The organism is Bradyrhizobium sp. 4 (assembly GCF_023100905.1).
Classification (GTDB): Bacteria; Pseudomonadota; Alphaproteobacteria; order Rhizobiales; family Xanthobacteraceae; genus Bradyrhizobium.
In genome coordinates this window covers 7,643,848-7,665,817 of the sequence record NZ_CP064686.1, presented here as the reverse complement: position 1 = coordinate 7,665,817, position 21,970 = coordinate 7,643,848, and the positions used below count along the sequence as shown (strand labels likewise).

At 64.4% G+C, this 21,970-nt stretch carries 21 protein-coding genes; 8 read left to right on the top strand and 13 right to left on the bottom strand.

Annotation, left to right across the window (positions count from 1 at the left end; all coding sequences use genetic code 11):
* Positions 1-130: 130 nt before the first annotated feature.
* Genes dut through ubiE form a run of 4 tightly spaced genes read right to left on the bottom strand, consistent with a single transcriptional unit; the run spans position 131 to position 4,438 of the window.
* Positions 131-589: a dUTP diphosphatase gene (gene dut / locus IVB45_RS36645; RefSeq protein WP_247357418.1), complete on the bottom strand. Its 459-nt coding sequence runs from the start codon at positions 587-589 to the stop codon at positions 131-133.
* Positions 586-2,049, bottom strand: a complete 1,464-nt coding sequence (gene coaBC, locus IVB45_RS36640; protein ID WP_247357419.1) for a bifunctional phosphopantothenoylcysteine decarboxylase/phosphopantothenate--cysteine ligase CoaBC — start codon at positions 2,047-2,049, stop codon at positions 586-588. Before coaBC ends, dut begins: the two co-directional genes overlap by 4 nt.
* A gap of 56 nt (positions 2,050-2,105) precedes the next feature.
* Entirely contained in the window at positions 2,106-3,680 is a 1,575-nt protein-coding gene (ubiB, locus tag IVB45_RS36635) for a 2-polyprenylphenol 6-hydroxylase (protein ID WP_247357420.1), read from the bottom strand.
* Positions 3,677-4,438: a bifunctional demethylmenaquinone methyltransferase/2-methoxy-6-polyprenyl-1,4-benzoquinol methylase UbiE gene (ubiE, locus tag IVB45_RS36630; RefSeq protein ID WP_027566148.1), complete on the bottom strand. Its 762-nt coding sequence runs from the start codon at positions 4,436-4,438 to the stop codon at positions 3,677-3,679. Before ubiE ends, ubiB begins: the two co-directional genes overlap by 4 nt.
* An 81-nt stretch (positions 4,439-4,519) precedes the next feature.
* Here ubiE and mutM point away from each other — a divergent pair, with 81 nt between their 5' ends.
* On the top strand, positions 4,520-5,401 hold the full coding sequence (gene mutM / locus IVB45_RS36625; protein WP_247357421.1) for a bifunctional DNA-formamidopyrimidine glycosylase/DNA-(apurinic or apyrimidinic site) lyase: 882 nt from the start codon (positions 4,520-4,522) through the stop codon (positions 5,399-5,401).
* A 273-nt stretch (positions 5,402-5,674) separates the two neighbouring features.
* On the opposite strand, the gene IVB45_RS36620 is transcribed toward mutM, so the two are convergent.
* Positions 5,675-6,418, bottom strand: a complete 744-nt coding sequence (locus IVB45_RS36620) for a ParA family protein (RefSeq protein WP_247357422.1) — start codon at positions 6,416-6,418, stop codon at positions 5,675-5,677.
* Between the two features lie 238 nt (positions 6,419-6,656).
* On the opposite strand from IVB45_RS36620, the gene ggt reads away from it, so the two are divergent.
* Complete coding sequence (gene ggt / locus IVB45_RS36615; protein ID WP_247357423.1) at positions 6,657-8,336, top strand: gamma-glutamyltransferase; 1,680 nt, start codon at positions 6,657-6,659, stop codon at positions 8,334-8,336.
* A 67-nt stretch (positions 8,337-8,403) separates the two neighbouring features.
* On the opposite strand, the gene IVB45_RS36610 is transcribed toward ggt, so the two are convergent.
* Positions 8,404-9,762 carry a serine protease gene (locus tag IVB45_RS36610; RefSeq protein WP_247357424.1) on the bottom strand — a complete coding sequence of 453 codons (1,359 nt, stop codon included), beginning with the start codon at positions 9,760-9,762 and terminating at the stop codon, positions 8,404-8,406.
* A gap of 234 nt (positions 9,763-9,996) precedes the next feature.
* Here IVB45_RS36610 and moeB point away from each other — a divergent pair, with 234 nt between their 5' ends.
* Complete coding sequence (moeB, locus tag IVB45_RS36605; RefSeq protein ID WP_247357425.1) at positions 9,997-10,800, top strand: molybdopterin-synthase adenylyltransferase MoeB; 804 nt, start codon at positions 9,997-9,999, stop codon at positions 10,798-10,800.
* Between the two features lie 9 nt (positions 10,801-10,809).
* On the opposite strand, the gene IVB45_RS36600 is transcribed toward moeB, so the two are convergent.
* Positions 10,810-11,829: an aldo/keto reductase gene (locus tag IVB45_RS36600; protein ID WP_247357426.1), complete on the bottom strand. Its 1,020-nt coding sequence runs from the start codon at positions 11,827-11,829 to the stop codon at positions 10,810-10,812.
* 115 nt (positions 11,830-11,944) lie between these two features.
* Here IVB45_RS36600 and IVB45_RS36595 point away from each other — a divergent pair, with 115 nt between their 5' ends.
* Positions 11,945-12,853, top strand: a complete 909-nt coding sequence (locus tag IVB45_RS36595; RefSeq protein ID WP_027566141.1) for a LysR family transcriptional regulator — start codon at positions 11,945-11,947, stop codon at positions 12,851-12,853.
* A 140-nt stretch (positions 12,854-12,993) separates the two neighbouring features.
* Here the strand turns inward: IVB45_RS36595 and IVB45_RS36590 are convergent, their stop codons facing one another.
* Positions 12,994-13,995 carry a D-glycerate dehydrogenase gene (locus IVB45_RS36590; RefSeq protein ID WP_027514698.1) on the bottom strand — a complete coding sequence of 334 codons (1,002 nt, stop codon included), beginning with the start codon at positions 13,993-13,995 and terminating at the stop codon, positions 12,994-12,996.
* A 326-nt stretch (positions 13,996-14,321) separates the two neighbouring features.
* Here IVB45_RS36590 and IVB45_RS36585 point away from each other — a divergent pair, with 326 nt between their 5' ends.
* Positions 14,322-14,852 (top strand): SH3 domain-containing protein, encoded by a 531-nt coding sequence (locus IVB45_RS36585; protein WP_007603917.1) that lies wholly within the window; start codon positions 14,322-14,324, stop codon positions 14,850-14,852.
* A gap of 143 nt (positions 14,853-14,995) precedes the next feature.
* Here the strand turns inward: IVB45_RS36585 and irrA are convergent, their stop codons facing one another.
* Entirely contained in the window at positions 14,996-15,487 is a 492-nt protein-coding gene (irrA, locus tag IVB45_RS36580; RefSeq protein ID WP_007598357.1) for an iron response transcriptional regulator IrrA, read from the bottom strand.
* Between the two features lie 354 nt (positions 15,488-15,841).
* Here irrA and fabA point away from each other — a divergent pair, with 354 nt between their 5' ends.
* The 3 genes from fabA (at position 15,842) to fabI (ending at position 18,577) form a co-directional block, all read left to right on the top strand.
* The gene (fabA, locus tag IVB45_RS36575) at positions 15,842-16,363 is read left to right on the top strand and encodes a bifunctional 3-hydroxydecanoyl-ACP dehydratase/trans-2-decenoyl-ACP isomerase (protein ID WP_007603915.1); all 522 of its coding nucleotides are present in this window, start codon (positions 15,842-15,844) and stop codon (positions 16,361-16,363) included.
* Between the two features lie 39 nt (positions 16,364-16,402).
* A complete protein-coding gene (gene fabB / locus IVB45_RS36570) occupies positions 16,403-17,626 on the top strand; it encodes a beta-ketoacyl-ACP synthase I (protein ID WP_027566140.1) in 1,224 nt (407 codons plus the stop codon).
* 150 nt (positions 17,627-17,776) lie between these two features.
* Positions 17,777-18,577 (top strand): enoyl-ACP reductase FabI, encoded by an 801-nt coding sequence (gene fabI / locus IVB45_RS36565; protein ID WP_247357427.1) that lies wholly within the window; start codon positions 17,777-17,779, stop codon positions 18,575-18,577.
* An 89-nt stretch (positions 18,578-18,666) separates the two neighbouring features.
* Here the strand turns inward: fabI and IVB45_RS36560 are convergent, their stop codons facing one another.
* The 4 genes from IVB45_RS36560 to IVB45_RS36545 all read right to left on the bottom strand — a co-directional run bounded on the left by IVB45_RS36560 (position 18,667) and on the right by IVB45_RS36545 (position 21,944).
* Complete coding sequence (locus tag IVB45_RS36560; protein WP_247357428.1) at positions 18,667-19,545, bottom strand: hypothetical protein; 879 nt, start codon at positions 19,543-19,545, stop codon at positions 18,667-18,669.
* Positions 19,546-19,617: 72 nt separating this feature from the next.
* Positions 19,618-20,499: a hypothetical protein gene (locus IVB45_RS36555; RefSeq protein WP_247357429.1), complete on the bottom strand. Its 882-nt coding sequence runs from the start codon at positions 20,497-20,499 to the stop codon at positions 19,618-19,620.
* A gap of 46 nt (positions 20,500-20,545) precedes the next feature.
* Entirely contained in the window at positions 20,546-21,010 is a 465-nt protein-coding gene (locus tag IVB45_RS36550) for a GNAT family N-acetyltransferase (protein WP_247357430.1), read from the bottom strand.
* Positions 21,011-21,017: 7 nt separating this feature from the next.
* Positions 21,018-21,944 carry a hydrogen peroxide-inducible genes activator gene (locus IVB45_RS36545; protein WP_018455793.1) on the bottom strand — a complete coding sequence of 309 codons (927 nt, stop codon included), beginning with the start codon at positions 21,942-21,944 and terminating at the stop codon, positions 21,018-21,020.
* Positions 21,945-21,970: the final 26 nt, after the last annotated feature.

Below are 21,970 nucleotides of genomic sequence, written 5' to 3'. Positions count from 1 at the left end.
GACAATACCCTCACCGTGACTCCACCGGTAAGAGTCCAGATCGTGAACGCAAAGGCGGTCCCAAAAAAATGCGGGGCGCGGTGTTCCAATTCACGTAGTTCCTCGGGTGATTCGGCCGGATGTGCCGCGCCTAGCGGCCGGTCGAGCCGAATCCGCCGGCGCCGCGGTCGGTCGCCGACAATGTCGCCACGGGAATGAGCGTAGCCTGCACCATTGGCGCGATCACCATCTGCGCGATGCGCTCGCCGCGCTTGACCACGAAGGCGGTCTGGCAGTGATTGATCAGGATCACCTTGATCTCGCCGCGATAGTCCGCGTCGATCGTTCCCGGCGAGTTCAGCACGGTGACGCCGTGCTTGGCGGCAAGGCCCGAACGCGGCCGCACCTGCGCCTCGTACCCGGGCGGCAACGCGATCGCGAGTCCCGTCGGCACCAGCGTGTATTGGCCGGGCGCGAGCGTCAGGGGCTCGTTCTCGGCTACCGCCGCCATCAGGTCGAGACCGGCGGCATCATTGGTCTGATAGGCCGGCAGCGGCAGCCCCTCCGCATGGGGCAGGCGTTGCAGTTCGACGGTGACTTTGGTGCTCAAGATGCGGGCTCCCGGAATTTGCCGGTCACGCTTTTTGCGATATGCGCGACCAGTTCAATGGCGACCTGTTCCTTGGTCATCACCGGCCAGGAATCAACTGCAATCTCGCCATCCTTCTCATCGTTCTTTTCACTGTTCCTGCGACTGATGAGGTGCACGGTGTTGCGGTCCCCGCCCATCACCCCGGTTGCGGGGGAGACGTCGTTGGCGACAATCCAGTCGCAGCCCTTGCGAGCAAGCTTCGACTTGGCGTTGTCGATGAGGTGCTCGGTCTCGGCGGCAAAGCCGATCACCAGCGGCGGCCGCTTGTCGGTCAGTTTCGAGATCGTCGCCAGGATATCGGGGTTCTCGACCAGCTGGAGCGGCGGCATGCCGGCCGAAGTCTTCTTCAGCTTCTGCTCGCCTTCATTGACGACCCGCCAGTCGGCTACGGCGGCGGCGAAGATCGCGATGTCAGCGGGCAGCGCGGCCTGCACCTGCTCCAGCATCTGCCGTGCCGATTCCACATGCTTGACCGTCACGCCCTGGGGATCGTTGAGATCGACCGGGCCGCTGACCAGGATCACTTCGGCGCCTGCGGCTTGTGCGGCGGCAGCGATCGCAAAGCCCTGTTTGCCGGAGGACCGGTTGGCGATGTAGCGCACCGGATCGATCGGCTCGTGGGTCGGACCAGCCGTGATCAGCACGCGCTTGCCGGCGAGGGGGCGCGGCACTGGCGGCCGCAGCAGGCGCTCGGCGGCGGCCGCAATTTCGATCGCCTCGGACATGCGGCCGATACCGGCTTCACCTGCTTCCGCCATCTCGCCGGAATTCGGCCCGATCAGCATCACGCCGTCGCGTTGAAGCTGCGCGACGTTGCGCCGCGTCGCCGCGTTGTTCCACATCAGCGGGTTCATCGCCGGCGCGAGCAGGACCTTGCGGTTGGTCGCGAGCAGGATGGCGCTGGCGAGATCGTCGGCATGACCGTTGGCGATCTTGGCCATCAAATCCGCGGTCGCGGGCGCCACCACGATCAGGTCGCACTCGCGCGCGAGGCGGATATGGCCGGCGTCGAACTCGCTCTGGGGATCGAACAGGTCGGTGTAGACGCGCTCATGCGAGAGCGCGCTCACGGCCAGCGGCGTGATGAATTGCTGCGCCGCCTTGGTCAGCACGCAACGCACCTCGATCCGCCGCTCCTTGAGCCTTCGGATCAGGTCGAGCGATTTGTAGGCCGCGATCCCGCCGCCGATGATCAGGGTGACGCTGGCTTCTGGAGCGGCGCCGGTGCGTTGGGGCAGCGGCGTGGCCGAGGCTGCGGGCGGCGCCGTGAATGGCGTCAGGGGCTCCTCGCGGCCCTCGATCAGCTCCCCGAGGATGACCCGGACCTCTTCCTCGACCGACCTGCGGTTCTTGGCCGAGCGCAGGCGGAGGAAGGTTTTGACGTTCTCGTCGAGCTTGCGGATGGTCAGACTTGCCATGGCACTCTCCGGCGCGAAATGATAGCGATGCTATCATTCGCATGATTGCACTGCAATCAAAGATTCCGGACGGCGATCAGGATGCCGATGAAGGTCGCGGCGATGATCCAGAGCGCCACGGTGCGCCAACGGTTCTTGCGGCCCTCGCTGCGGCCCATCGCCGCGATGCTCTCCGGCGACAGCCGGATGCCCTCCCGTGTCATGGTCTCCAGCTGTTCGAGCACCGCAACCGAGCGCGCGGCGATATCAGGCAGACGCATCAGGATGCGCGCGAGGTCGCCGGCGCCGGAGATCGCGCCCTGGACCCGGCCGATCGGACCGAGATTGCGCTCGATCCATTCCCGCACCACGGGGTCGGCGACCTTCCAGATGTCGAGCTTGGGATCGAAGCCGCGTGCCACGCCCTCGACCACCACCATGGTCTTCTGGAGCAGGATCAGCTCGGGCCGCGTGGTCATGTCGAACAGGCCGGTGACCTCGAGCAGCAGCGTCAGCAGCCGCGCCATCGAGATCTCTTCCGCCGTGCGGTTGTGAATGGGCTCGCCGATGGCACGGATCGCTTGCGCGAAGTTCTCGACCGAGTGATGCGCAGGCACATAGCCTGCCTCGAAATGCACTTCCGCGACACGACGATAGTCGCGGGTGATGAAGCCGAGCAGGATTTCGGCGAGGAAGCGCCGCTCCTTCATGCCGAGCCGGCCCATGATGCCGAAATCAACCGCGACGAGGCGGCCCGCGTCATCCAGGAACAGATTGCCTGGGTGCATGTCGGCGTGGAAGAAGCCGTCGCGCAACGCGTGGCGCAGGAAGCTCTGAATCACCTTGCGGCCGAGATCGGGCAGGTCGACCTGCGACTCGGCCAGGCGCCTGTGATCGTTCAGCGCGATGCCGTCGATCCACTCCATCGTCAGCACGTTGTGCGTGGTACGGTCCCAGTCCACGGTCGGCACCCGGAAATCAGGATCGTCGCGCGTGTTCTCCGCCATCTCCGACAGCGCCGCGGCCTCGAGGCGCAGGTCCATCTCCATCGCGACCGAGCGCGACATGGTGTTGATGACTTCGATCAGGCGCAGGCGCCGCGCCTCGGACGAATAGGATTCGGCCTTGTATGCGACGAAGAAGAAGTCGGAGAGGTCGCGGCGGAAGCGAGCGGCCACGTTGGGGCGCAGCACTTTCACGGCGACCGCCTTGCGGATGCCGTCGCGCAGGACTTCGCCGCGATGCACCTGCGCGATCGAGGCCGCTGCGACCGGCGCACTGAGGCTCACGAACACATCGGTCAGCGGCCGTTCCAGCGAAGTCGCGATCGCAGCCTCCGCTTCGGCTTGCGAGAACGGCGGCAAGCGGTCCTGCAGGCTTTCGAGGTCGCGCGCCATGATGACGCCGACGACGTCGGGACGGGTCGCCAGAAATTGTCCGAGCTTGAGATAGGCCGGGCCCATCCGGGTCAGCGCGCGCGACAGCCGCGGGCCCTGCTTCGGACCGCGCCGCTCGATGATACGCGCAAGTTTCAGCGCGAGCTGTCCGTGCGGCGGTACCAGACTCGGATCGACGGCGCCGAACACGCCCTCGCGCGCGAATACGAACGCGGCGCGCATCAGGCGCGCACTATGGGTTATGGCAGAGATCACAAACGCCAGCCCGAATGCAGTGCGACGATGCCGCCGGACAACATCTGCCAGTTCACGCGGGCGAAGCCGGCGTTGCGGATCATGTCGGCGAAGGCGTTGGGTCTTGGAAACTTGCGGATCGACTCGACCAGATATTGGTAGGACTCGGCGTCACCCGTGATCATGCGGCCGAGCGGCGGGATCACCTTGAACGAGAACAGGTCATAAAGGCGATCGAGCCCGGGCATCTCGACGGTGGAGAATTCCAGACAGAGGAAGCGGCTGCCTGGCTTGAGCACGCGATAGGCTTCGGCCAGCGCAAGGTCGATCCGCGGCACGTTGCGAATGCCGAAAGCGATCGTATATGCGTCGAAGCTGCGGTCGGCGAAAGCGAGCGCTTCGGCATTGCCCTCGACAAAATCGACCTGGGTCTCGAGATGCCGCTTTGCGGCGCGCTCGCGGCCGACCTCCAGCATCCCGGAATTGATGTCGCAGACGGTGGCATGGAAGCCCGCGCCTGCGGCCTTGGCGGCGCGGAACGAGATGTCGCCGGTGCCGCCGGCAACGTCGAGCAGCGCGAACGGCCGGTCGCCTCTGGGTGGGTCGAGCGCGGTGATCATGATGTCCTTCCAGACCCGGTGCAGGCCACCGGACATCAAATCGTTCATCAAATCATAGCGCGACGCCACGCTGTGAAACACATCGTTCACCAGCGTCTGCTTGTCGCCCAGGGGAACGTCCCTGAAGCCAAAATGCGTGGTTTCGCCCGGCCGATCCATTACTCTACTCCACGAGGCGGACCATAGCGCGCCCGCCGCAATGGCGCTATCACACCGCCCTCATAAGGTGAATGCCTGACCATGCCCGAATTGCCCGAAGTCGAGACCGTCCGCCGCGGCCTTCAGCCTGTCATGGAGGGTGCGAAAATCCTGGTCGCGGAGGCCCGCAGGCCCGATTTGCGCTTTCCCTTCCAGCCCGACTTCGTGGCCCGACTGAAGGGGCAGGTCGTCACGGGGCTCGGCCGCCGTGCAAAATATCTCCTGGCCGATCTCGCCTCCGGCGACGTGCTGTTGATGCATCTGGGCATGTCGGGCTCGTTTCGCGTCATCAAGCCGGACAACGAGGTAGCGCCCGGCGAGTTTCACTATCCGCGAGCGAAGGACTCCACGCACGATCACGTGCTGTTTCGGATGTCCTCCGGGGCCGACATCATCTTCAACGATCCGCGCCGCTTCGGTTACATGAAAGTGATCGCGCGCAGTGCCCTCGACGACGAGCCGCTGTTGCGCGGGCTCGGCCCCGAGCCGCTCGGCAACGAATTCGACGCAGCGATGCTGGCGCGGTCCTGCGCTGGCAAGACCACGAGCCTGAAAGCCGCGCTGCTCGATCAGCGCGTGGTCGCCGGGCTCGGCAATATCTATGTCTGCGAAGCCCTGCATCGCTCGCATCTGTCGCCGCGCCGGATCGCCGCGACGCTGTCGACCAAGAAGGGCGAGACCACCGACCATGCGAAGCGACTGGTCGGCGCGATCCATACCGTGCTGAACGACGCCATCAAGGCCGGCGGCTCCAGCTTGCGCGATCATCGCCAGACCTCGGGCGAGCTCGGCTATTTCCAGCACTCGTTCAAGGTCTATGACCGCGAGGGCGAGAAATGCACGACGCCGCGATGCGGCGGCACCGTGAAGCGTTTTACGCAGAACGGCCGGTCGACGTTCTGGTGTCCGAAATGTCAGAAGTGAAAATCAGGCTCGTAACCGAGAGGCCGTAAGCTTCTGCGAGAGTGACGAGCCCACCACGACCGTCATTGCGAGCGCAGCGAAGCAATCCAGAATCTTGCCGACGAAACAGCCTGGATTGCTTCGTCGCAAGGGCTCCTCGCAATGATGGCGGCGATAGAGTTTCCCAAAAACGCGAAGCGAAGCAATCCGGCCGGGCTGGTGGCCGGATTGCTTCGTCGCTAAGGCCCCTTCCGGATGGTGAAGGGCCGGCTGCCGTCTGAGCGATTGCCCCGCTCAGGACGCCAGTATCGTGGTCTCGTCGGCTGCAAGCTCGGCGGCGACGTGCAACATTCCGTCCGCGGCCGCGATGACCTGGTCGATCAAGACATTGGTGGTGGCGGCGAGCTCGAGCCGGGTCTCGATCCAATGCCAGAGGCCGCGGATCTCCTCGGTCGACTTGCCGTTCGGGGCGAATTCGTTCACCGCGAGGCCGCTTGCGAGCGAGTCCTGGTGGTCGTTGCGCATCACGATCAGGGGACGCGCGAGCACCTCGGCCAGATCGAGCGCGGCTTCCTCGGCGAGGGTGTTGGCGGCATTATCGATACGCTGGCCGCGGATCGGCGTTTGGTTCAGCACGAAGCTGTAGGGGCGCTTCCAGGCGCGCGCGACGCTGAGCGTGGAGACGGTGGCTTCGATGTCGGCGACGCTCGGGCGGGCCGGGATCAGGCAGAGGTCGGAATGGCGGATCGCGGCGGTGGTCGCGGCGCTGAGGCCGGCGGCGGTATCGACGATCGCGATCTGGAGGCCGCTGTCGGCCAGCATCTTCAGGCGCGGCTCGATGTCGGCGGCGTGATAGATCGGCTCGACGACGAGATCATCGGTGGTGCGGCGGCGCTGCCAATTGGACAGTGTGCCCTGCGGGTCGGTTTCGATCAGGCGAACGGTGAAGCCGGCCTGCTTGGCTGCCAGCGCGAGGCCGATGGCGAGCGTGCTCTTGCCGCTGCCACCCTTTTGGGTGGCCAGTGCGATCGTGTGCATTGAAGATCAATCCTTTGGAGTGCTTGGGCCAGGGAAACGCCACGCGAACGTGCATCGATCTCGATGCTGAGCTCTTCTCGCTCAGGACGTGCCGGCCCGATCCAAAGGGGATCGCGGAGGTCCGAATCAGCAGGGACGATGATGGCGGAAGCGGGAATGCCAGCGAATCCGTACCATTACTGGACCCGTACTCGTACGTGTGCTGTGCTTGATACCGTGAGTAAGAAGGACAAGAGGCATGGGCGGAAACTGGCGCGACCGGACGGCGACGAACTTCGAATGCCATAAGATGCCTGCGGTATCGAGCCGCGGCATGGTGGTCAGCAACCATCCACTGGCCTCGAGCGCCGGCGCGGAGATGCTGGCCGCCGGCGGCAACGCCGTCGACGCCGCGATAGCGACCCTGTTCACGCTGACCGTGGTCGAGCCGATGATGGTGGGCATCATCGGCGGTGGCATGGCGCACATCCGGCTCGCCGACGGCAGCCACCGTTTCATCGACGGGCAGAGCACCGTGCCCGCGGCGGTGCTTGACACCAGCTACACCCCGACGCCGGGCTCCGCGCATGACGTGTTCGACACCGTCGGCAATGAGAATCTCAACGGCCCAAAGGCGGTCGCCACACCGGGTTCGCTGAAAGCCTGGTGCGAGACGCTGCGCCGCTTCGGCACCATGAGCCTCGCCGATGTCATGCAGCCCGCGATCAAGCACGCCGCGCGCGGCTACGCGGCGACACCCTATCTGCACGAATGCATCAGCGAGAGCGCCGCCGAAATGCGCAAGGACAAGCCGATCGCGGCGATTTACTTGCCTGATGGAGAGCCGTTGAAGGTCGGCGAGCGCGTGGTACAGGCCGAATATGCCGAGACGTTGCGGCATATCGCCGACCACGGTGAAAAGGCGCTCTATGAGGGGCCGCTTGGCGACATCCTGGTCGATTACATGGAAAACGCCGGCGGCTTCATCCGGCGCAACGACCTCACCAGCTACAAGACCGTCGAACGGCAGCCGATCCGCGCCGATTACCGAGGCTGGACCATCTTTGGCCCGCCGCCGCCCGCGGCCTCGGGCGTGCATATCGCGCAGATGCTGAACATCCTGGAGGGTTACGACATCGGCAGCCTCGGCTTCGGCACACCGGAAACGATCCACTATCTCGCGGAGGTCCTGAAGATCGCATTCGCCGATCGCGCCGCTGCCAGCGGCGATCCTGATTATGTCGGCGTCCCCGTGGAGCGGCTGACTTCGAAGGCCTATGCCGAGGAGCGCCGCGCTGCGATCGATCCGGCACGGGCGCAGAGCTGGGGCGCCGGCGTGTCGCAGCTTGAAGGCGCTCACACCACGCACATGACGGCGGCTGATGCGTTCGGCAACGTGGTTGCGACCACGCAGACCATCAACAATCTGTTCGGCGCCAAGATCATGATCCCGGGCCTCGGCGCCATCGCCAACAACTACATGAACCTGTTTGATCCGCGTCCAGGCCACGCCCTGTCGCTGGCGCCGGGCAAGCGGGTGACGACCTCGATGTCGCCGATGATGGCGCTCCGTGACGGAAAGCTGCGCTATGCGCTGGGCCTACCCGGCGGCAAGCGTATCTTCCCGAGCGCAATGCAGGCGCTGGTCAATCTGATCGACCACAGCATGAGCTTGCAGGAAGCGGTCGAGGCGCCGCGGGTCTGGACGGAGGGCAATGCGCTCGAAGTCGAACAGAACGTACCGGAGAGCGTGCGCGCGAAGCTCGAGAGCCTCGGTCACAAGGTGCAGCCTGTCGCGACAGTCGCCGGCGGCATGAACGGTATCGCCTTCCACGACGACGGCACCATGAGTGGCGCCGCTTGCTGGCGTGCGGACGGCACGCCGGTCGGGATCTCGGGTGGCCTCGCGAAGGCCGGGATCAGATTCAGGCTGAGCTAATGGCGTGCTGGGTCGCGAGCTCGGTCAGCTCTTCCGCTCGTGGAGAGGTTGCGCGCCTTCGGCGAGCTTACTTCCGCACGCAGATCACGCGCACGACGGCGGCTTTCGCATCCGTCGAGGTGCCGTTCGCGGTGACACCGTTTGTCTTCAGGAAATCGCGCACCGTCTCCGCGGAGACCATCACCGCCTGCGACGCCGGTACCGACGTCGCGGCGCCCGCAACCATCGCCGGCTTCAACAGTGCGATGCCGGCGAACTTGCCGTCGCCGTCGATGGCGGCGCTGCCGGAAAATCCGACCGCGGGCGGTGGTGACAGCGCTGAATCACTGCCACCGACGGATGCCAGCGCGGCCTTGAGGCTCGACACACCGACCGCGCCGCCCTGGCTCTGCGGGTCAGCGATGCCGACGACATCAACGCTCGTCTTCGCCGCGCCACTGCCGAGGCTGAACGGCTTCAGGCCGCGGGCGCCGTAGATGTGGAGCAGCGCGAGGTCGTGTTCCCGGTCTTCGGCGAGACGGTCGGCGCTGCCATAGCCGGCGACCGTGATCGCGAGACAGGAATCGGTGACGAGGCGGTCGGTGACGATCGCGCCATCGTCGCTGACGACGAGGCCGGTGCCATATTCGACCGTCTTGCGTGGCGGCGGCCCGGCCTGTGGCCCCGACGGGAATGCAGTGAACGCGCTCGACATCGCGATCACGACCGGCTCGACGGTGTTCTCGGTCGCCTGGTCGTAGAGGATCGTCATGATGCGAACTTCATCACCCCTGGAGGTGCCGCGCATGTAAAATTTCTTCAGACCCTGCAGACCCGACAGCACGAAGAAGTCGGGCTTCACCACGGTGTAGTCGACCTTGCGACCCGGCTCTTTCTTCTCCGCTTCGGCAAGCTTGGCTGTGGTCGGGTTCGCCTCCTTGCGGCGGCTGAGCAGCACCTGCACCGTTCCGGTGGGAGAGGTCCATTTCGAGCCGTTGGCATCGGTCGCCTGCTGCGGCACCAGTTTTGAGGGAATGCCAAGCCGCGCGCCGCTGGTCATCTCCGTTACAATCTTCCAGCCGACGCTCTCCTGTTTGCGGCGCGCGGTCTCGGTGAGCGCGGCGCGTTCCTGCGGATTGAGCACGCCGGTCGGCTTGCCGCCTTTGGCCTTCTGATACTCCTTGATCGCCTCGACCAGGCGCGCGCTGACGTCGCCGGTGATGGCGCCGTTATATTGGCCGACCCAGGCAAGGTCGGACTGCAGCGATAGCCGCTCCGCCTGCGCCATGGCATCGGCCGTCGCAGCCGGCGTCTGCAAAGCAGGAGGCCGGATCGGAACGGTCTGGACCGGCTTCGGCTTGGTGCCGGGGATCTGCGGTGTCGTCATCTGGGCGTGTGCGCCTGTCGCAGCCGCAAACATCAGTGTTGCCGCAAGCATCGATCTCATGACAAATCCAGCCAGCCCATTGAACGCAATGCCATTGAAGCACATCTCGTTGGTCGCGAACAATCTCGGGGTGGTTCAGCCGGGCGATAGAGGCCACGGACTCAGGCCCTCATCCTGAGGAGCGGCCTCAAGGCCGCATCTCGAAGGATGGCTCCGGGCGATATGGGGCCTGCATGGTTCGAGACGCGCGTTCCGCGCTCCTCACCATGAGTGTTGAGAGAACGAAGGACAACGATGCTGAGCTCGGACGAACTCGAACGCTATGCCCGCCATATCGTGCTGCGCGATGTCGGTGGTCCCGGCCAGGCAGCGCTGAAGCGGGCCTCCGTGCTGGTGATCGGCGCTGGCGGGCTCGGTGCGCCCGCCTTGATGTACCTTGCGGCCGCCGGCGTCGGTACGCTCGGCGTGGTCGATGACGATGTGGTATCGCTGTCGAACCTCCAGCGCCAGGTCATTCACACCACGCCCGATATCGGCCGGCACAAGGTCGAGAGCGCGGCCGAACGGATTTCTGCGCTTAATCCGCATGTCCGCTTCGTCGGTCACGCCACCTGGCTCAATGCCGACAATGCGCTGGCGCTGATCGGCGACTATGACCTGGTGCTCGACGGCTCCGACAATTTCTCGACCCGCTATCTGGCCTCGGACGCCTGCTTCTTCGCCAAGAGGCCGCTGATCACGGCGGCGCTCGGCACCTTCGATGGCTCGCTCACCACCATCCGCGCGCATGAGAAGAACGAGCAGGGCGAATTCAATCCGACCTATCGCTGCCTGTTCCCGGAGGCGCCGCCGCCCGGGACCGTGCCGGCCTGCGCGGAAGCCGGCGTCATGGGCGCGCTCGCGGGCGTGATGGGCTCGATGATGGCGCTGGAGGCGATCCGCGAGATCGTCGGCTTTGGCGACGGCCTGGTCGGCCGCCTGCTGATGATCGATGCGCGCGCGATGCGCTTCGAGACGCTGCGTTACGCGCGCGATCCAGCCAATCCGCTCAATGGCGATGGGCCTGTGATTACTGACCTCAGCGCCCATCGCACCTGATCGCAGCCGCTACGCCGTGGCCGGCTTCTCGCTGTCGAGATGCGCCATCTGCTCGGCCGCGTAGCGCGTACCGGCGGCGACATCGGGCGGGAAGGCCTTTGCCAACAGCGCGAGATGAGCTGGCGTCAGCGTGACCTTGGCCGCACCAAGTGCCTCGCTGAGGCGGTTGCGGGTGCGGGCGCCGACCAGCGGCACGATCTCTTGACCGTGCTCTTGGCCTTGCGCCGCCACCCAGGCGATCGCGACCTGTGCCGGCGTCGCGCCAATCTCGGTGGCGACGGCGCGCAGCTGCTCCACCAGTGCGAGATTGGCATCGAGATTCGATCCCTGGAAGCGCGGCGTCATCAGCCGGTAGTCCTTGCCTGTCTTGCCGGAGTCCTTCGACCAATGGCCGCTGATCAGGCCGCGTGCCAACACGCCGTAAGCCGTGATGCCGATGCCGAGCTCGCGGCAGGTCGTCAGGATGTCGCGCTCGATGCCGCGCTCGATCAGCGAATATTCGATCTGGAGATCGGCGATCGGGTGCACGGCATGCGCGCGGCGGATGGTGTCGGAGCCGACCTCGGACAGGCCGATATGTTTGATGTAGCCGGCCTTCACGAGATCGGCGATGCCGCCGATAGTCTCCTCGATCGGAATGTTGGGATCGAGCCGCGCCGGGCGGTAGACGTCGATGTAGTCGGTGCCGAGCCGCTGCAGCGAATAGGCCAGGAAGTTCCTCGCTGCAGCCGGCCTCGTGTCCATGCCGGTGAATTCGCCGGCCGGACCGCGCAGCGCACCGAATTTGACGCTGATCTGCACCTTCTCGCGCGGCACGTCCTTGAGCGCTTCGCGCAGCAGCATTTCATTGTGGCCCATGGCGTAGAAATCGCCGGTGTCGACCAGGGTGATGCCGGCATCCAACGCGGCGTGGATCGTGGCGATGCTCTCGCCCCGATCGGCGGGGCCGTAGACTTCGGACATGCCCATGCAGCCGAGACCGAGAGCGGAGACGGTGGGGCCGGTTGAACCGAGTTTGCGCTGTTCCATGATGGCTCTCCTCGAAAAGGCGCTGACTGCGCCGCGTGACGAGGCCTGATATGCGCCTGATCGATTGCGCCGATAAGCTGGACAATCGAGAATGGCTTGTTCACATTAGCGAACAATGGCTGAGCCCGACCTGCGTGATCTCGACGTCTTCGTGGCGGTCGCCCGCACCCGCAATTTCCGGCGCGCGGCGGTCGAAATTCGCGTGTCGGTGTCGAGCCTTAGCCAACGATTGCGGGACCTCGAAGAGCGCCTCGGCGTCCGCCTGATGAACCGCACCACCCGCAGCGTCGCCCTGACCGAGGCGGGCGAGCTGCTACTGTCGCGCGTGGCGCCGGCGCTGCGCGATGTCGGCGACGCCCTCGATCAAGTCCGCGGCCTGCGCGAGGTGGCCTCGGGCCGGCTACGCATCAACGCACCGCCGCCCGCGGTCGATCTCGTGCTGGCGCCGATGATCGGGCCGTTCCTCAAGGCCTATCCCCAGGTCGACCTCGACGTCGTCTCCGAGAGCGGGTTCGTCGACATCGTCAGCGCGGGCTTCGATGCCGGCGTGCGCTATGGCGAGCATCTGGCGCAGGACATGGTGGCGATCTCGCTCAGCGGCCCGCAGAGCTATGTCGTGGTCGCTTCGCCCGATTACCTCGCGCGCCGCGGCAAGCCTGAGCATCCGAAGGATCTGCTCGACCACGATTGCATCCGCGCCCGCTACTCCAGCGGTGTCATGCATGATCTGGAGTTCGAGAAGGCCGGTCAGCTGGTGAAGGTCGATCCGCCGGCAAAGCTGATCTCGACCAACATGGGCCTTTCCATGCGCGCTGCGCTCGACGGCGCCGGTGTCTGGGCGACGCTCGATGGATATGTCGGCGAAGCCCTGAAGTCGGGCGCGCTGGTCAGGCTGCTTGAAGACTGGTGCGAGCCGTTTCCGGGCCCGTTCCTGTATTATCCAAGCCGGCGCCAGACGCCGCCGGCACTGCGGGCCTTCATCGATTTCGTTGCCGACTGGCGCAAGCGCAACGCCCGGGGGTAGCAGACCCTCATGGTGAGGAGCGCGGAACGCGCGTCTCGAACCATGAAGGCCCGGATCTCGCCTGCGGCCATCCTTCGAGACGATCGCTACGCGGTCTCCTCAGGAGGAGGCAGGAGAGCTTATCGCGCAGTAAGTTGAACTCACAGCATGCTCGGCAGCACGCGATCCGGCGGCTTGTGCGCGTCGAGGAAGGTGCGGATGTTGATGATCACCTTCTCGCCCATCTCGACGCGGCCCTCGATCGTGGCCGAGCCCATATGTGGCAGCAACGTCACCTTGCCGGCCTTGGCGAGCCGCACCAGCTTCGGGTTCACCGCGGGCTCGTGCTCGTACACGTCGAGGCCGGCGCCGCCGATCTCGCCGCCTTCGATCAGCTTGATCAGCGTGTCCTCGTCGGTGACCCCGCCGCGCGCGGTGTTGACGATGTAGGCATCCTTGCGAATGAGCTTCAGCCGGCGCGCCGACAGCAGATGGTAGGTCGCCGGCGTGTGCGGACAGTTCACCGAGATGATGTCCATCCGCGCCAGCATCTGGTCGAGGCTTTCCCAATAGGTCGCGCCCAGCTCTTCGGCGATCTTCGGCGCCACCGGCCGGCGGTTGTGGTAGTGGATCTGCAAGCCGAAGGCGCGGGCGCGGCGTGCGACCGCCTGGCCGATGCGGCCCATGCCGATGATGCCGAGGCGCTTTCCGCCGATGCGATGGCCAAGCATCCAGGTCGGCGACCAGCCCGGCCAGGGTTTTCCCTCCGTCAGGATCGAGGCGCCTTCGATCATCCGCCTGGGCACGGCGAGGATCAGAGCCATGGTCATGTCGGCGGTGTCTTCGGTCAAAACTTTGGGCGTGTTGGTGACGGTGATGCCGCGGGCATGCGCGGCCTCGACATCGATGTTGTCGACGCCGTTGCCGAAATTCGCGATCAGTTTCAACCTGCAGTCGGGCTGGTTGACGATATCGGCGGAGATGTGATCGGTCACGGTCGGGACCAGTACGTCGGCGGTACGGGCGGCTTCCGCGATCTGCTCGGCCGACATCGGCGCGTCGTCGAGGTTGATCCGCGCGTCGAACAGCTCGCGCATCCGGGTCTCGATCGAGTCCGGAAGTTTGCGCGTCACGACGACGAGGGGCTTTTTCTTCACCGACATGTCCTGCCCTCATGAGGCGTTGCGAGCCGCCTCTGTCGCCAAAGGCCGGCCGTTGAGGCCTCATTAACCCGGTTGTTCGACACTGCCTTTGCCGTGTCGTCCCCGGCGTTTCCTTCAAGCTCTCCCGACATTTCCGGCCGGAAAATCGGGACAAACCGGTTGTTCAGACGTCCGTCCTCTCTAGCAGAAGGCCGGGCCAAGACAAGAACCACGGGCAAAGGGCTCGGGAACACCCGCGTGGGGCGGGTCAGGGGCGACAGCGGCCTGGTTTTGGAATTTTGGGGTGAGGGCCCGGCTCGGCCGGACCTTCGACAGGAGACGGGTTGATGGCGTTGGGGCGTTTTTGTTCGGTGATGGCGCTCGTTTGCACTTGGTTGAGCGCTTCGGTCAGTCCCGGGCATTCGGCAAAGGACAGCACACCCCAGACGGCCTCGGGCCTCCCGGTGCCGCGCTACGTCAGCCTGAAATCGGATCACGTCAACGTCCGCGCCGGCCCGACCAAGGACAATGACGTCGCCTGGGTCTACACCCGCTCCGGCCTGCCGGTCGAAATCACCGCCGAGTTCGAGAACTGGCGCCGGGTCCGCGATTCCGAGGGCGCCGAGGGCTGGGTCTATCACTCGCTGCTGTCGGGCCGCCGCACCGCGGTCGTCACGATGAAGCACAAGGACGAGCTCGCGCCGATCTACGATCGCGCCGATCCCGACAGCGCGGTTGCGGCCAGGCTCCAGGCCGGTGTCGTCACTCAGGTGAAAAAGTGCAGCGCAAACTGGTGCCGCGTCAGCGGTAACGGCTTTGACGGCTGGATCCAGCAGGAACGTCTCTGGGGCGTCTATTCGGACGAGCAGGTGAACTGACGTTGGGCGGGAGCGGAGCTGTTGCTCCACCGTCATGCCCGGGCTCGTCCCGGGCATCCGCGTATTTTGACGCCTGACCGAGTAACGTGGATGGCCGGGACAGGCCCGGCCATGACGATCAAATCAGCAATTCAGGATAGATCTCAGCGCTTCTTGCGCAACCGTACGACCATGTCGATCCGGGCGATCTCGTAACCCGCGGGCACCTCCGGCATCTTGGACAGCGCCAGATGCGGATCCTCGATGTCGACCAGCTCGTGGCTGTTCTCGAGATAGTAGTGATGGTGGGTCGTGACGTTGGTGTCGAAATAGGTCTTGGTGCCGTCGACGCTGACCTGACGCAGCAGACCGGCGTCGGTGAGCTGGTTCAGCGTGTTGTAGACGGTCGCCAGCGAGACCGGCACCTTGGCCAGCGTCGCTTCTTCGTAGAGCATTTCAGCCGTGAGGTGACGTGCACCCTTGCCGAACAGGAGCCAGCCGAGCGCCATGCGCTGGCGCGTCGGGCGAAGCCCCGCGGACTGGAGCATTTCGTTGACGTCGTGCCACGGGCAACCGGTCAAAGCCGGCTGGCGGCCGGACATAAGAGCCGCCGCATGGGCCTCGTCGTCGCGATGGGGCGCGTTATTTTCGTTCATTTCCAGCTTCGGGCACGCGTGAACACTGTCGTTCTCCAACATATATGGAGAGATAGATGCAGATGCAAGTTTCTCGCAACTAGAGTGGTTCTAATCAGGCAAGGAACCGGCGTGGCGGCCCGTCATTTTACCTTCATGAGAGCGCTTTGCTACCCGAAATGGCCTGTGTTAGAGAGCCCGCGGTTCCGCTTAACCGATTTTGGCGCGACCCGGCATTGAAGCCGCTCGCTATCCATCCGGGGTCCTTCGGTATTCTCGTCTGACAATGGCAACAGATGTTGCTTTTCGAATAGGATGGGGCCCATTTTCGCCGGAAACGCCGCTCAGTCGGGGTTAGAACACAAAGGCTTCCGCATGCTGAACAGGCGCAACGGTTACGAATATGAAGATCTGCTGGCGTGTGCTCGCGGCGAGATGTTCGGCCCTGGCAATGCGCAATTGCCATTGCCGCCGATGCTCATGTTCGACCGCATTACGGACATCAGCGAGACCGGCGGTGAATTCGGCAAGGGGGTGGTGCGCGCCGAGCTCGATGTGAAGCCCGACCTCTGGTTCTTCGGCTGCCACTTCAAGAACGATCCGGTGATGCCCGGCTGCCTCGGGCTCGATGCGCTGTGGCAAATGGTCGGCTTTTATCTGGGCTGGAGCGGCGGTGAAGGTCGCGGTCGCGCGCTTGGCCTGAACGAGCTGAAGTTCAGCGGCCAGGTGCTGCCGGAGGCCCGCAAGGTTGTGTACAACATCGATATCAAGCGCGTGATGCGTTCAAAGCTGGTGCTCGGTATCGCCGACGGATGGCTTTCGGTCGATGACCAGATTATCTATCGCGCGAAGGATTTGAAGGTCGGCCTGTTCAAGCAGGGCACGAGCTTGGGCTGAGCGCATCACCACGAAGACAACGATTGAGGCGAGGCTGTCATGAGGCGGGTTGTGGTCACCGGGATGGGCATTGTCTCCTCCATCGGAAACAACACCCAGGAAGTGCTTGCGAGCCTTCACGAGGCGAAGTCGGGCATTTCGCGGGCTGAGAAATATGCCGAGCTCGGCTTCCGTTCGCAGGTGCAGGGTGCGCCGACGCTCGATCCTTCGACGGTGGTCGACCGCCGTGCCATGCGTTTCCTCGGTCAGGGTGCGGCGTGGAATCACGTCGCGATGGAACAGGCGATCCAGGATTCCGGGCTATCGCCTGACGACATCTCCAACATTCGCACCGGCATCATCATGGGCTCCGGCGGCCCGTCGGCGCGCACCATCGTCGAGGCCGCCGACATCACCCGCACCAAGGGACCGAAGCGCGTCGGGCCGTTTGCAGTGCCGAAGGCGATGTCCTCCACGGCCTCCGCGACGCTTGCGACCTGGTTCAAGATCAAGGGCGTGAACTATTCGATCTCGTCGGCCTGCGCCACGTCGAACCATTGCGTCGGCAACGCCTATGAGACGATCCAGATCGGCAAGCAGGACGTCATCTTCGCCGGCGGCTGCGAGGAGCTGGACTGGTCGCTGTCGGTGCTGTTCGACGCCATGGGCGCGATGTCTTCGAAGTACAACGACACGCCCGCCACGGCCTCGCGTCCCTACGACGTCAACCGCGACGGGTTCGTGATTGCCGGCGGCGCCGGCGTGCTGGTGCTTGAAGAGCTCGAGCATGCCAAGGCACGTGGCGCGCGCATTTACGGCGAGATCGTCGGCTATGGCGCGACGTCCGACGGCTACGACATGGTCGCACCATCAGGCGAGGGCGCCGAGCGCTGCATGCGCATGGCGATGTCGACCGTGAAGACCAAGGTCGACTACATCAATCCGCACGCGACATCGACGCCGGCCGGCGATCCGCCGGAGATCGACGCGCTCCGCAGGGTGTTCGGAAGTGGCGAGAAGTGCCCGCCGATCTCGGCGACCAAGGCGCTGACCGGGCACTCCCTGGGCGCAACCGGCGTGCAGGAAGCGATCTATTCGCTGCTGATGATGAACAATGGCTTCATCTGCGAGAGCGCCCACATCCAGGAGCTTGACCCCGTGTTCGCCGACATGCCGATCGTGCGCAAGCGCATCGACAACGTCAAGATCGGCACCGTGCTGTCGAACTCCTTCGGCTTCGGCGGCACCAACGCCACGCTGGTGTTCAGCCGGCTGGATGCGTGAGGTCCTTGCGGGCGCGCTGGTAATTTTCTCGTCATGGCCGGGCTTGTCCCGGCCATCCACGTCTTGGCTCACGTCTTGGCCACCGGCTTCGAAGGGCGTGGATGCCCGGGACAAGCCCGGGCATGACGAAAGCGGAAAGCGATCGAAACGATGCCGGAATTGATGAAGGGCAAGCGCGGTCTGATCATGGGCATCGCCAATGATCATTCGATCGCCTGGGGCATGGCGAAGACGCTGCATGCCCATGGCGCCGAGCTTGCCTTCACCTTCCAGGGCGAGGCCCTGGGCAAGCGCGTCAAGCCGCTGGCGGAGCAGCTTGGCGTCGACATGGTGCTGCCCTGCGACGTCGAGGACATCGCGAGCGTCGACGCTACATTCACGGCCTTGCGCGAAAAGTGGGGCCGGCTGGATTTCGTGATCCACGCGATCGGCTTCGCCGACAAGAACGAGCTCAAGGGCCGTTACGCCGACACCAGCCGCGAGAATTTTTCGCGCACCATGGTGATCTCCTGCTTCTCCTTCACGGAAGTGGCAAAACGCGCCGCCGAGCTGATGACGCAGGGCGGCAGCATGATCACGCTGACCTTCGGCGCCTCGGAACGCGCCATGCCGAACTACAACGTGATGGGCGTGGCCAAGGCGGCACTGGAAGCCTCGGTGCGCTATCTCGCCTCGGACTTCGGACCGCGCGGCATCCGCGTCAACGCGATCTCCGCCGGCCCCATCCGCACGCTCGCCGGCTCCGGCATCGGCGAGGCGCGCGCGATGTTCGCCTACATGCAGAAGCATTCCCCGCTTCGCCGCGGCGTCACGCTCGACGAGCTCGGCGGCTCGGCGCTGTATCTGCTGTCGGATCTCTCCGGCGGCGTGACCGGCGAGATCCACTATGTCGATTCCGGCTACAACACCGTCCTGATGCCGCGGCCGGACGATTTGAAGGCGCAGGATTAGCTCTCGTAGAGTGGGCAAAGGCGCGCAAGCGACGTGCCCACGATTTCTTAAAATTGGGCCACGAACTTTTGCCGCGAGCGACGTGTCGATCAGCGCGCGTCGCTGTTGCGTGTCGCTCGTTGAAAGCCGAGCAAGAGCGGCAGCGTCTTGTCGAGGCTTTCCGCCAGCATGGCGCGCACGCCGTCGCGCAGTGCGGCATTGTCGGCGGCATCTTCAGGGCGGGTCGGAAACGATTCTGCGGGTAGTTCGCGATAGGGGCCGCCGATTTGCACGCCCAGAAGCCTCTGCACCGTAAGGGAATGATGCGTGTTGATCAGCGCAGAACTCTGTCTGACAACAGAAAAGTCGCGCCCATCGAAGGTGCGGACAAACGCCAGGGCGTAGAGATAGATGCGTCGCCCGAGCACCACATCATGGTTGAGGATGCCGAAGCCGCGGACCGTATAGTTGGATGACCCGAAAGGGCTGATTGAATTGAGGATCTGGATGTAGTGCCGGCAATTCGTTCCTTTCACGACCTCGCGCATGTATTGGGCCAGCTCCGCATTGAGATCGCGGAACAACCTGTCCTTCAATGTGTCCTTGGACTCATCGCGGCGAGGAAATTTCGCCGGGTTGTAGGGGATTCTCAGAACGGATACGCCGGCAGGGATCGCGGCGCGAGTCCGCGCGAAGATCAGATCATTGAGTCCCCAGCCCGGGATCGGGACGACCGTCTTCTTGTTCTGAAATACGGTCAGGCCGGTCGTCAACACGGTGAACTCGTCGCCGGTGGTGACGACGACCCCGAAGTCGCAGGGGCCGCCGACCACGGAAGCAGGCTTGGCCGTCCGCGTGGTTGTCTTGCCGTTGGCTTGCTTGACGGCTGGTCTTGCCGTCTCCGTCTCTGGTGGTCCCGATTTAGTCTGCGCCCAAGCAGATGTCGAAAAGCACCACACGACAGCCGCAAGGACGACGAGCCGGGCCATAACGTCAAATGCAGCCCAGCCGCAGGAAGCGGACGAGCGATAGCCTTTGTCGCGTCCCCTCGGCAAAGGCGCTTACTCGCCCTTGATATACGCAGGTAGATACTTGTCCAGCTGGGCCGTGAGCAGGCTGCGTGTGCTGTCACGCAACAATGCACTGCTGGTCACCTGTTCCGGAGTCTTGGGAAATTCGAGATTGTTGAGGATTTGCATATTGTCGTTCTTGTTGGAGAAACTCGAAGCAATCACATCGCCGAAGCCGCGGGTAGGCGCCCGATGGATGTCGAAAGTCCGTCCGTCAAAAACGTTGATGCGGAAATAGGAAACCACGACGCCGCGCCCGGAAGGGCTCGCCCAATTCTTGTAGACCCCGAGGCCCTCGATTGATTGATTGGTGCCATCAACCGAAACGCGGGCTTTCGTGGCTACGACGTAACGTTCGCAATTTGACGTTCCGGCGATCTGCCGCACCAGCGCCGTCAGGTCGTCGCGGTCATTGCGGAACAGTTTCGCTTCCGGATGATAGTACGGCTTGAAGGCTCCGCTTGCGTAAGCGATCTTTCGGACAGCCGTGCCGGGCGCCGCGGCGCGAACCCTCGCGACGAACAGATCATCGATACCCCACGTCTCGATCGGCGCCTCCATATACTCGTTGCCGAGCATCGTGAGGCCGACATGTTGCACCGAGAACTGGTCTCCGATGGCGGAAATGACGCCGATCTGACAGGGGCCACTCTCCGCCGCGGCTGGCTGTTGTGCAGCCGGTTTGGCTTTCGGCGCCGCCTTCTTGACTGCCTTCTTGGCTGGCGCCGCCGTCTGAGCGGGAGGCGCGCTGGTTGCGGGAGGGGTTTGCGCGGCTGCCGCAGTGAGCAGGGACAGCAACGCGATCAGCGAGACAGCAATTCGAAACATCGATTCCGGGAAATTAGGGGCAAGAGGACGGCGGATACGCCACACTAAATTGGAACCGTGACAACCGCAAGCTGCACCAGGCGACCACTGCCTATCCGGCGGGCCCCTGCCGCCGCCACCGGTAATACTTCATCATGAACCCGTTCGAGGGCTCGACCTCTTCCTTCTCGAACACAAAGCCCTCGCGCTCGTACCAGCGCCAGGCTTTTTCGTTCTCGCGGACGCAGCGCAGATACATCTCGTCGGGCATTTGTGTGCGCGTGAAGCCGAGCAATTTGCGGCCGAGCGATTGGCCCTGATAGGCGGGCGCGACGAACAGCATGTCGAGATAGAGTTTTGGCAAATGCAGCGCCAGCATTGCGGCGATCGTGCCGTTGTCGTCGGCGACGAACAGGCTCCAGCCGTCGTCGATCTCGCGCCGGATGCGTGCGCGCAGGTTTGCGAGCAGGAATTCGCTCGCCTCGCCGAGCCCGGTCGAGACCCAGCTCTCCATCCAGACACGGCCGATCTCGTCGTATTCGTCCGCGCGGGCCGAGCGGATGAGGAGATGCGACATCGAGGCCTCAGGTCGGCTTGCTGCGCACGGATGGACGCGCGCGAACCTTGCCCGCCGACAGGCACACCACCTCGGAGATCTGCAGCAGTTGCCGCGCCAGCGGGCTGGTCTTGCGCCAGACCATGCCGATGGTGCGCGACGGCTGCGGGTCGCGGAAGCGTGCCAGCGAGACCGAGGCCGATCGTGTCTCCACCGACACGGCCATCTCCGGGATCAACGTGACGCCGATGCCGGCGCTGACCATCTGGACCAGTGTCGACAGCGAATTGGCATCCAGCATCTCGCGCGGCGGTGCCGATTGCATGTTGCAGAATGACAGCGCCTGATCGCGGAAGCAGTGCCCCTCTTCGAGCAGCAGCAGCCGCATCTCGCGCATCATCTCCCGCGATGGTGCCGGCGTTCCCTCATCCGCGCTCGGGCGCACCAGCAGGAATTTTTCCTCGAACAGGGCGACCTCGGTGAGCGAGGGCTCGGACACCGGCAACGCCACGATGGCGGTATCGAGCCGGCCTTCCACCAGTTCCTGGATCAGCCGCGGCGTCATCGTCTCGCGCACGCGGATGTCGAGTTCTGGATGCATGCGCGTCAGATTCTTGGTGATCGTCGGCAGCAGATAGGGCGCGATCGTCGGGATCATGCCGATGCGCAGCCGTCCAGAGAACCGGTCCTGCGAGGCGCGGGCGAAATCGCCGAGTTCGTCGACCGAGCGCAAGATGTCGCGGACGCGCTGCGCGAGCTCCTCGCCAAACCGGGTCAACGCCACCTGCCGGGCGCTGCGCTCCAGCAACAGGCCGCCGAGCGCCTCCTCCAGCTCCTTGATTTGCATCGACAGGGCGGGCTGCGAGATTGAACAGGACTCAGCCGCGCGGCCGAAATGACTGTGACGCGCCAGGGCGTCGAAATACCGGAGCTGGCGCAGCGTGAGGTTTAGCATCAGAAAATCTTATCGCTGCGATCATT

Bases quoted from the DNA above. Each gene is read 5' to 3' on its own strand.
- moeB (WP_247357425.1), top strand. From the start codon at position 9,997: ATGCTGAGCTCGGACGAACTCGAACGCTATGCCCGCCATATCGTGCTG.
- IVB45_RS36550 (WP_247357430.1), bottom strand. From the start codon at position 21,010: ATGTCGCATCTCCTCATCCGCTCGGCCCGCGCGGACGAATACGACGAG.
- fabA (WP_007603915.1), top strand. From the start codon at position 15,842: ATGCTGAACAGGCGCAACGGTTACGAATATGAAGATCTGCTGGCGTGT.
- IVB45_RS36560 (WP_247357428.1), bottom strand. From the start codon at position 19,545: ATGGCCCGGCTCGTCGTCCTTGCGGCTGTCGTGTGGTGCTTTTCGACA.
- ggt (WP_247357423.1), top strand. From the start codon at position 6,657: ATGGGCGGAAACTGGCGCGACCGGACGGCGACGAACTTCGAATGCCAT.
- irrA (WP_007598357.1), bottom strand. From the start codon at position 15,487: ATGAACGAAAATAACGCGCCCCATCGCGACGACGAGGCCCATGCGGCG.
- ubiE (WP_027566148.1), bottom strand. From the start codon at position 4,438: ATGGATCGGCCGGGCGAAACCACGCATTTTGGCTTCAGGGACGTTCCC.
- fabI (WP_247357427.1), top strand. From the start codon at position 17,777: ATGCCGGAATTGATGAAGGGCAAGCGCGGTCTGATCATGGGCATCGCC.
- fabB (WP_027566140.1), top strand. From the start codon at position 16,403: ATGAGGCGGGTTGTGGTCACCGGGATGGGCATTGTCTCCTCCATCGGA.
- IVB45_RS36590 (WP_027514698.1), bottom strand. From the start codon at position 13,995: ATGTCGGTGAAGAAAAAGCCCCTCGTCGTCGTGACGCGCAAACTTCCG.
- IVB45_RS36610 (WP_247357424.1), bottom strand. From the start codon at position 9,762: ATGAGATCGATGCTTGCGGCAACACTGATGTTTGCGGCTGCGACAGGC.
- IVB45_RS36545 (WP_018455793.1), bottom strand. From the start codon at position 21,944: ATGCTAAACCTCACGCTGCGCCAGCTCCGGTATTTCGACGCCCTGGCG.
- IVB45_RS36585 (WP_007603917.1), top strand. From the start codon at position 14,322: ATGGCGTTGGGGCGTTTTTGTTCGGTGATGGCGCTCGTTTGCACTTGG.
- IVB45_RS36620 (WP_247357422.1), bottom strand. From the start codon at position 6,418: ATGCACACGATCGCACTGGCCACCCAAAAGGGTGGCAGCGGCAAGAGC.
- IVB45_RS36600 (WP_247357426.1), bottom strand. From the start codon at position 11,829: ATGGAACAGCGCAAACTCGGTTCAACCGGCCCCACCGTCTCCGCTCTC.
- coaBC (WP_247357419.1), bottom strand. From the start codon at position 2,049: ATGGCAAGTCTGACCATCCGCAAGCTCGACGAGAACGTCAAAACCTTC.
- IVB45_RS36595 (WP_027566141.1), top strand. From the start codon at position 11,945: ATGGCTGAGCCCGACCTGCGTGATCTCGACGTCTTCGTGGCGGTCGCC.
- mutM (WP_247357421.1), top strand. From the start codon at position 4,520: ATGCCCGAATTGCCCGAAGTCGAGACCGTCCGCCGCGGCCTTCAGCCT.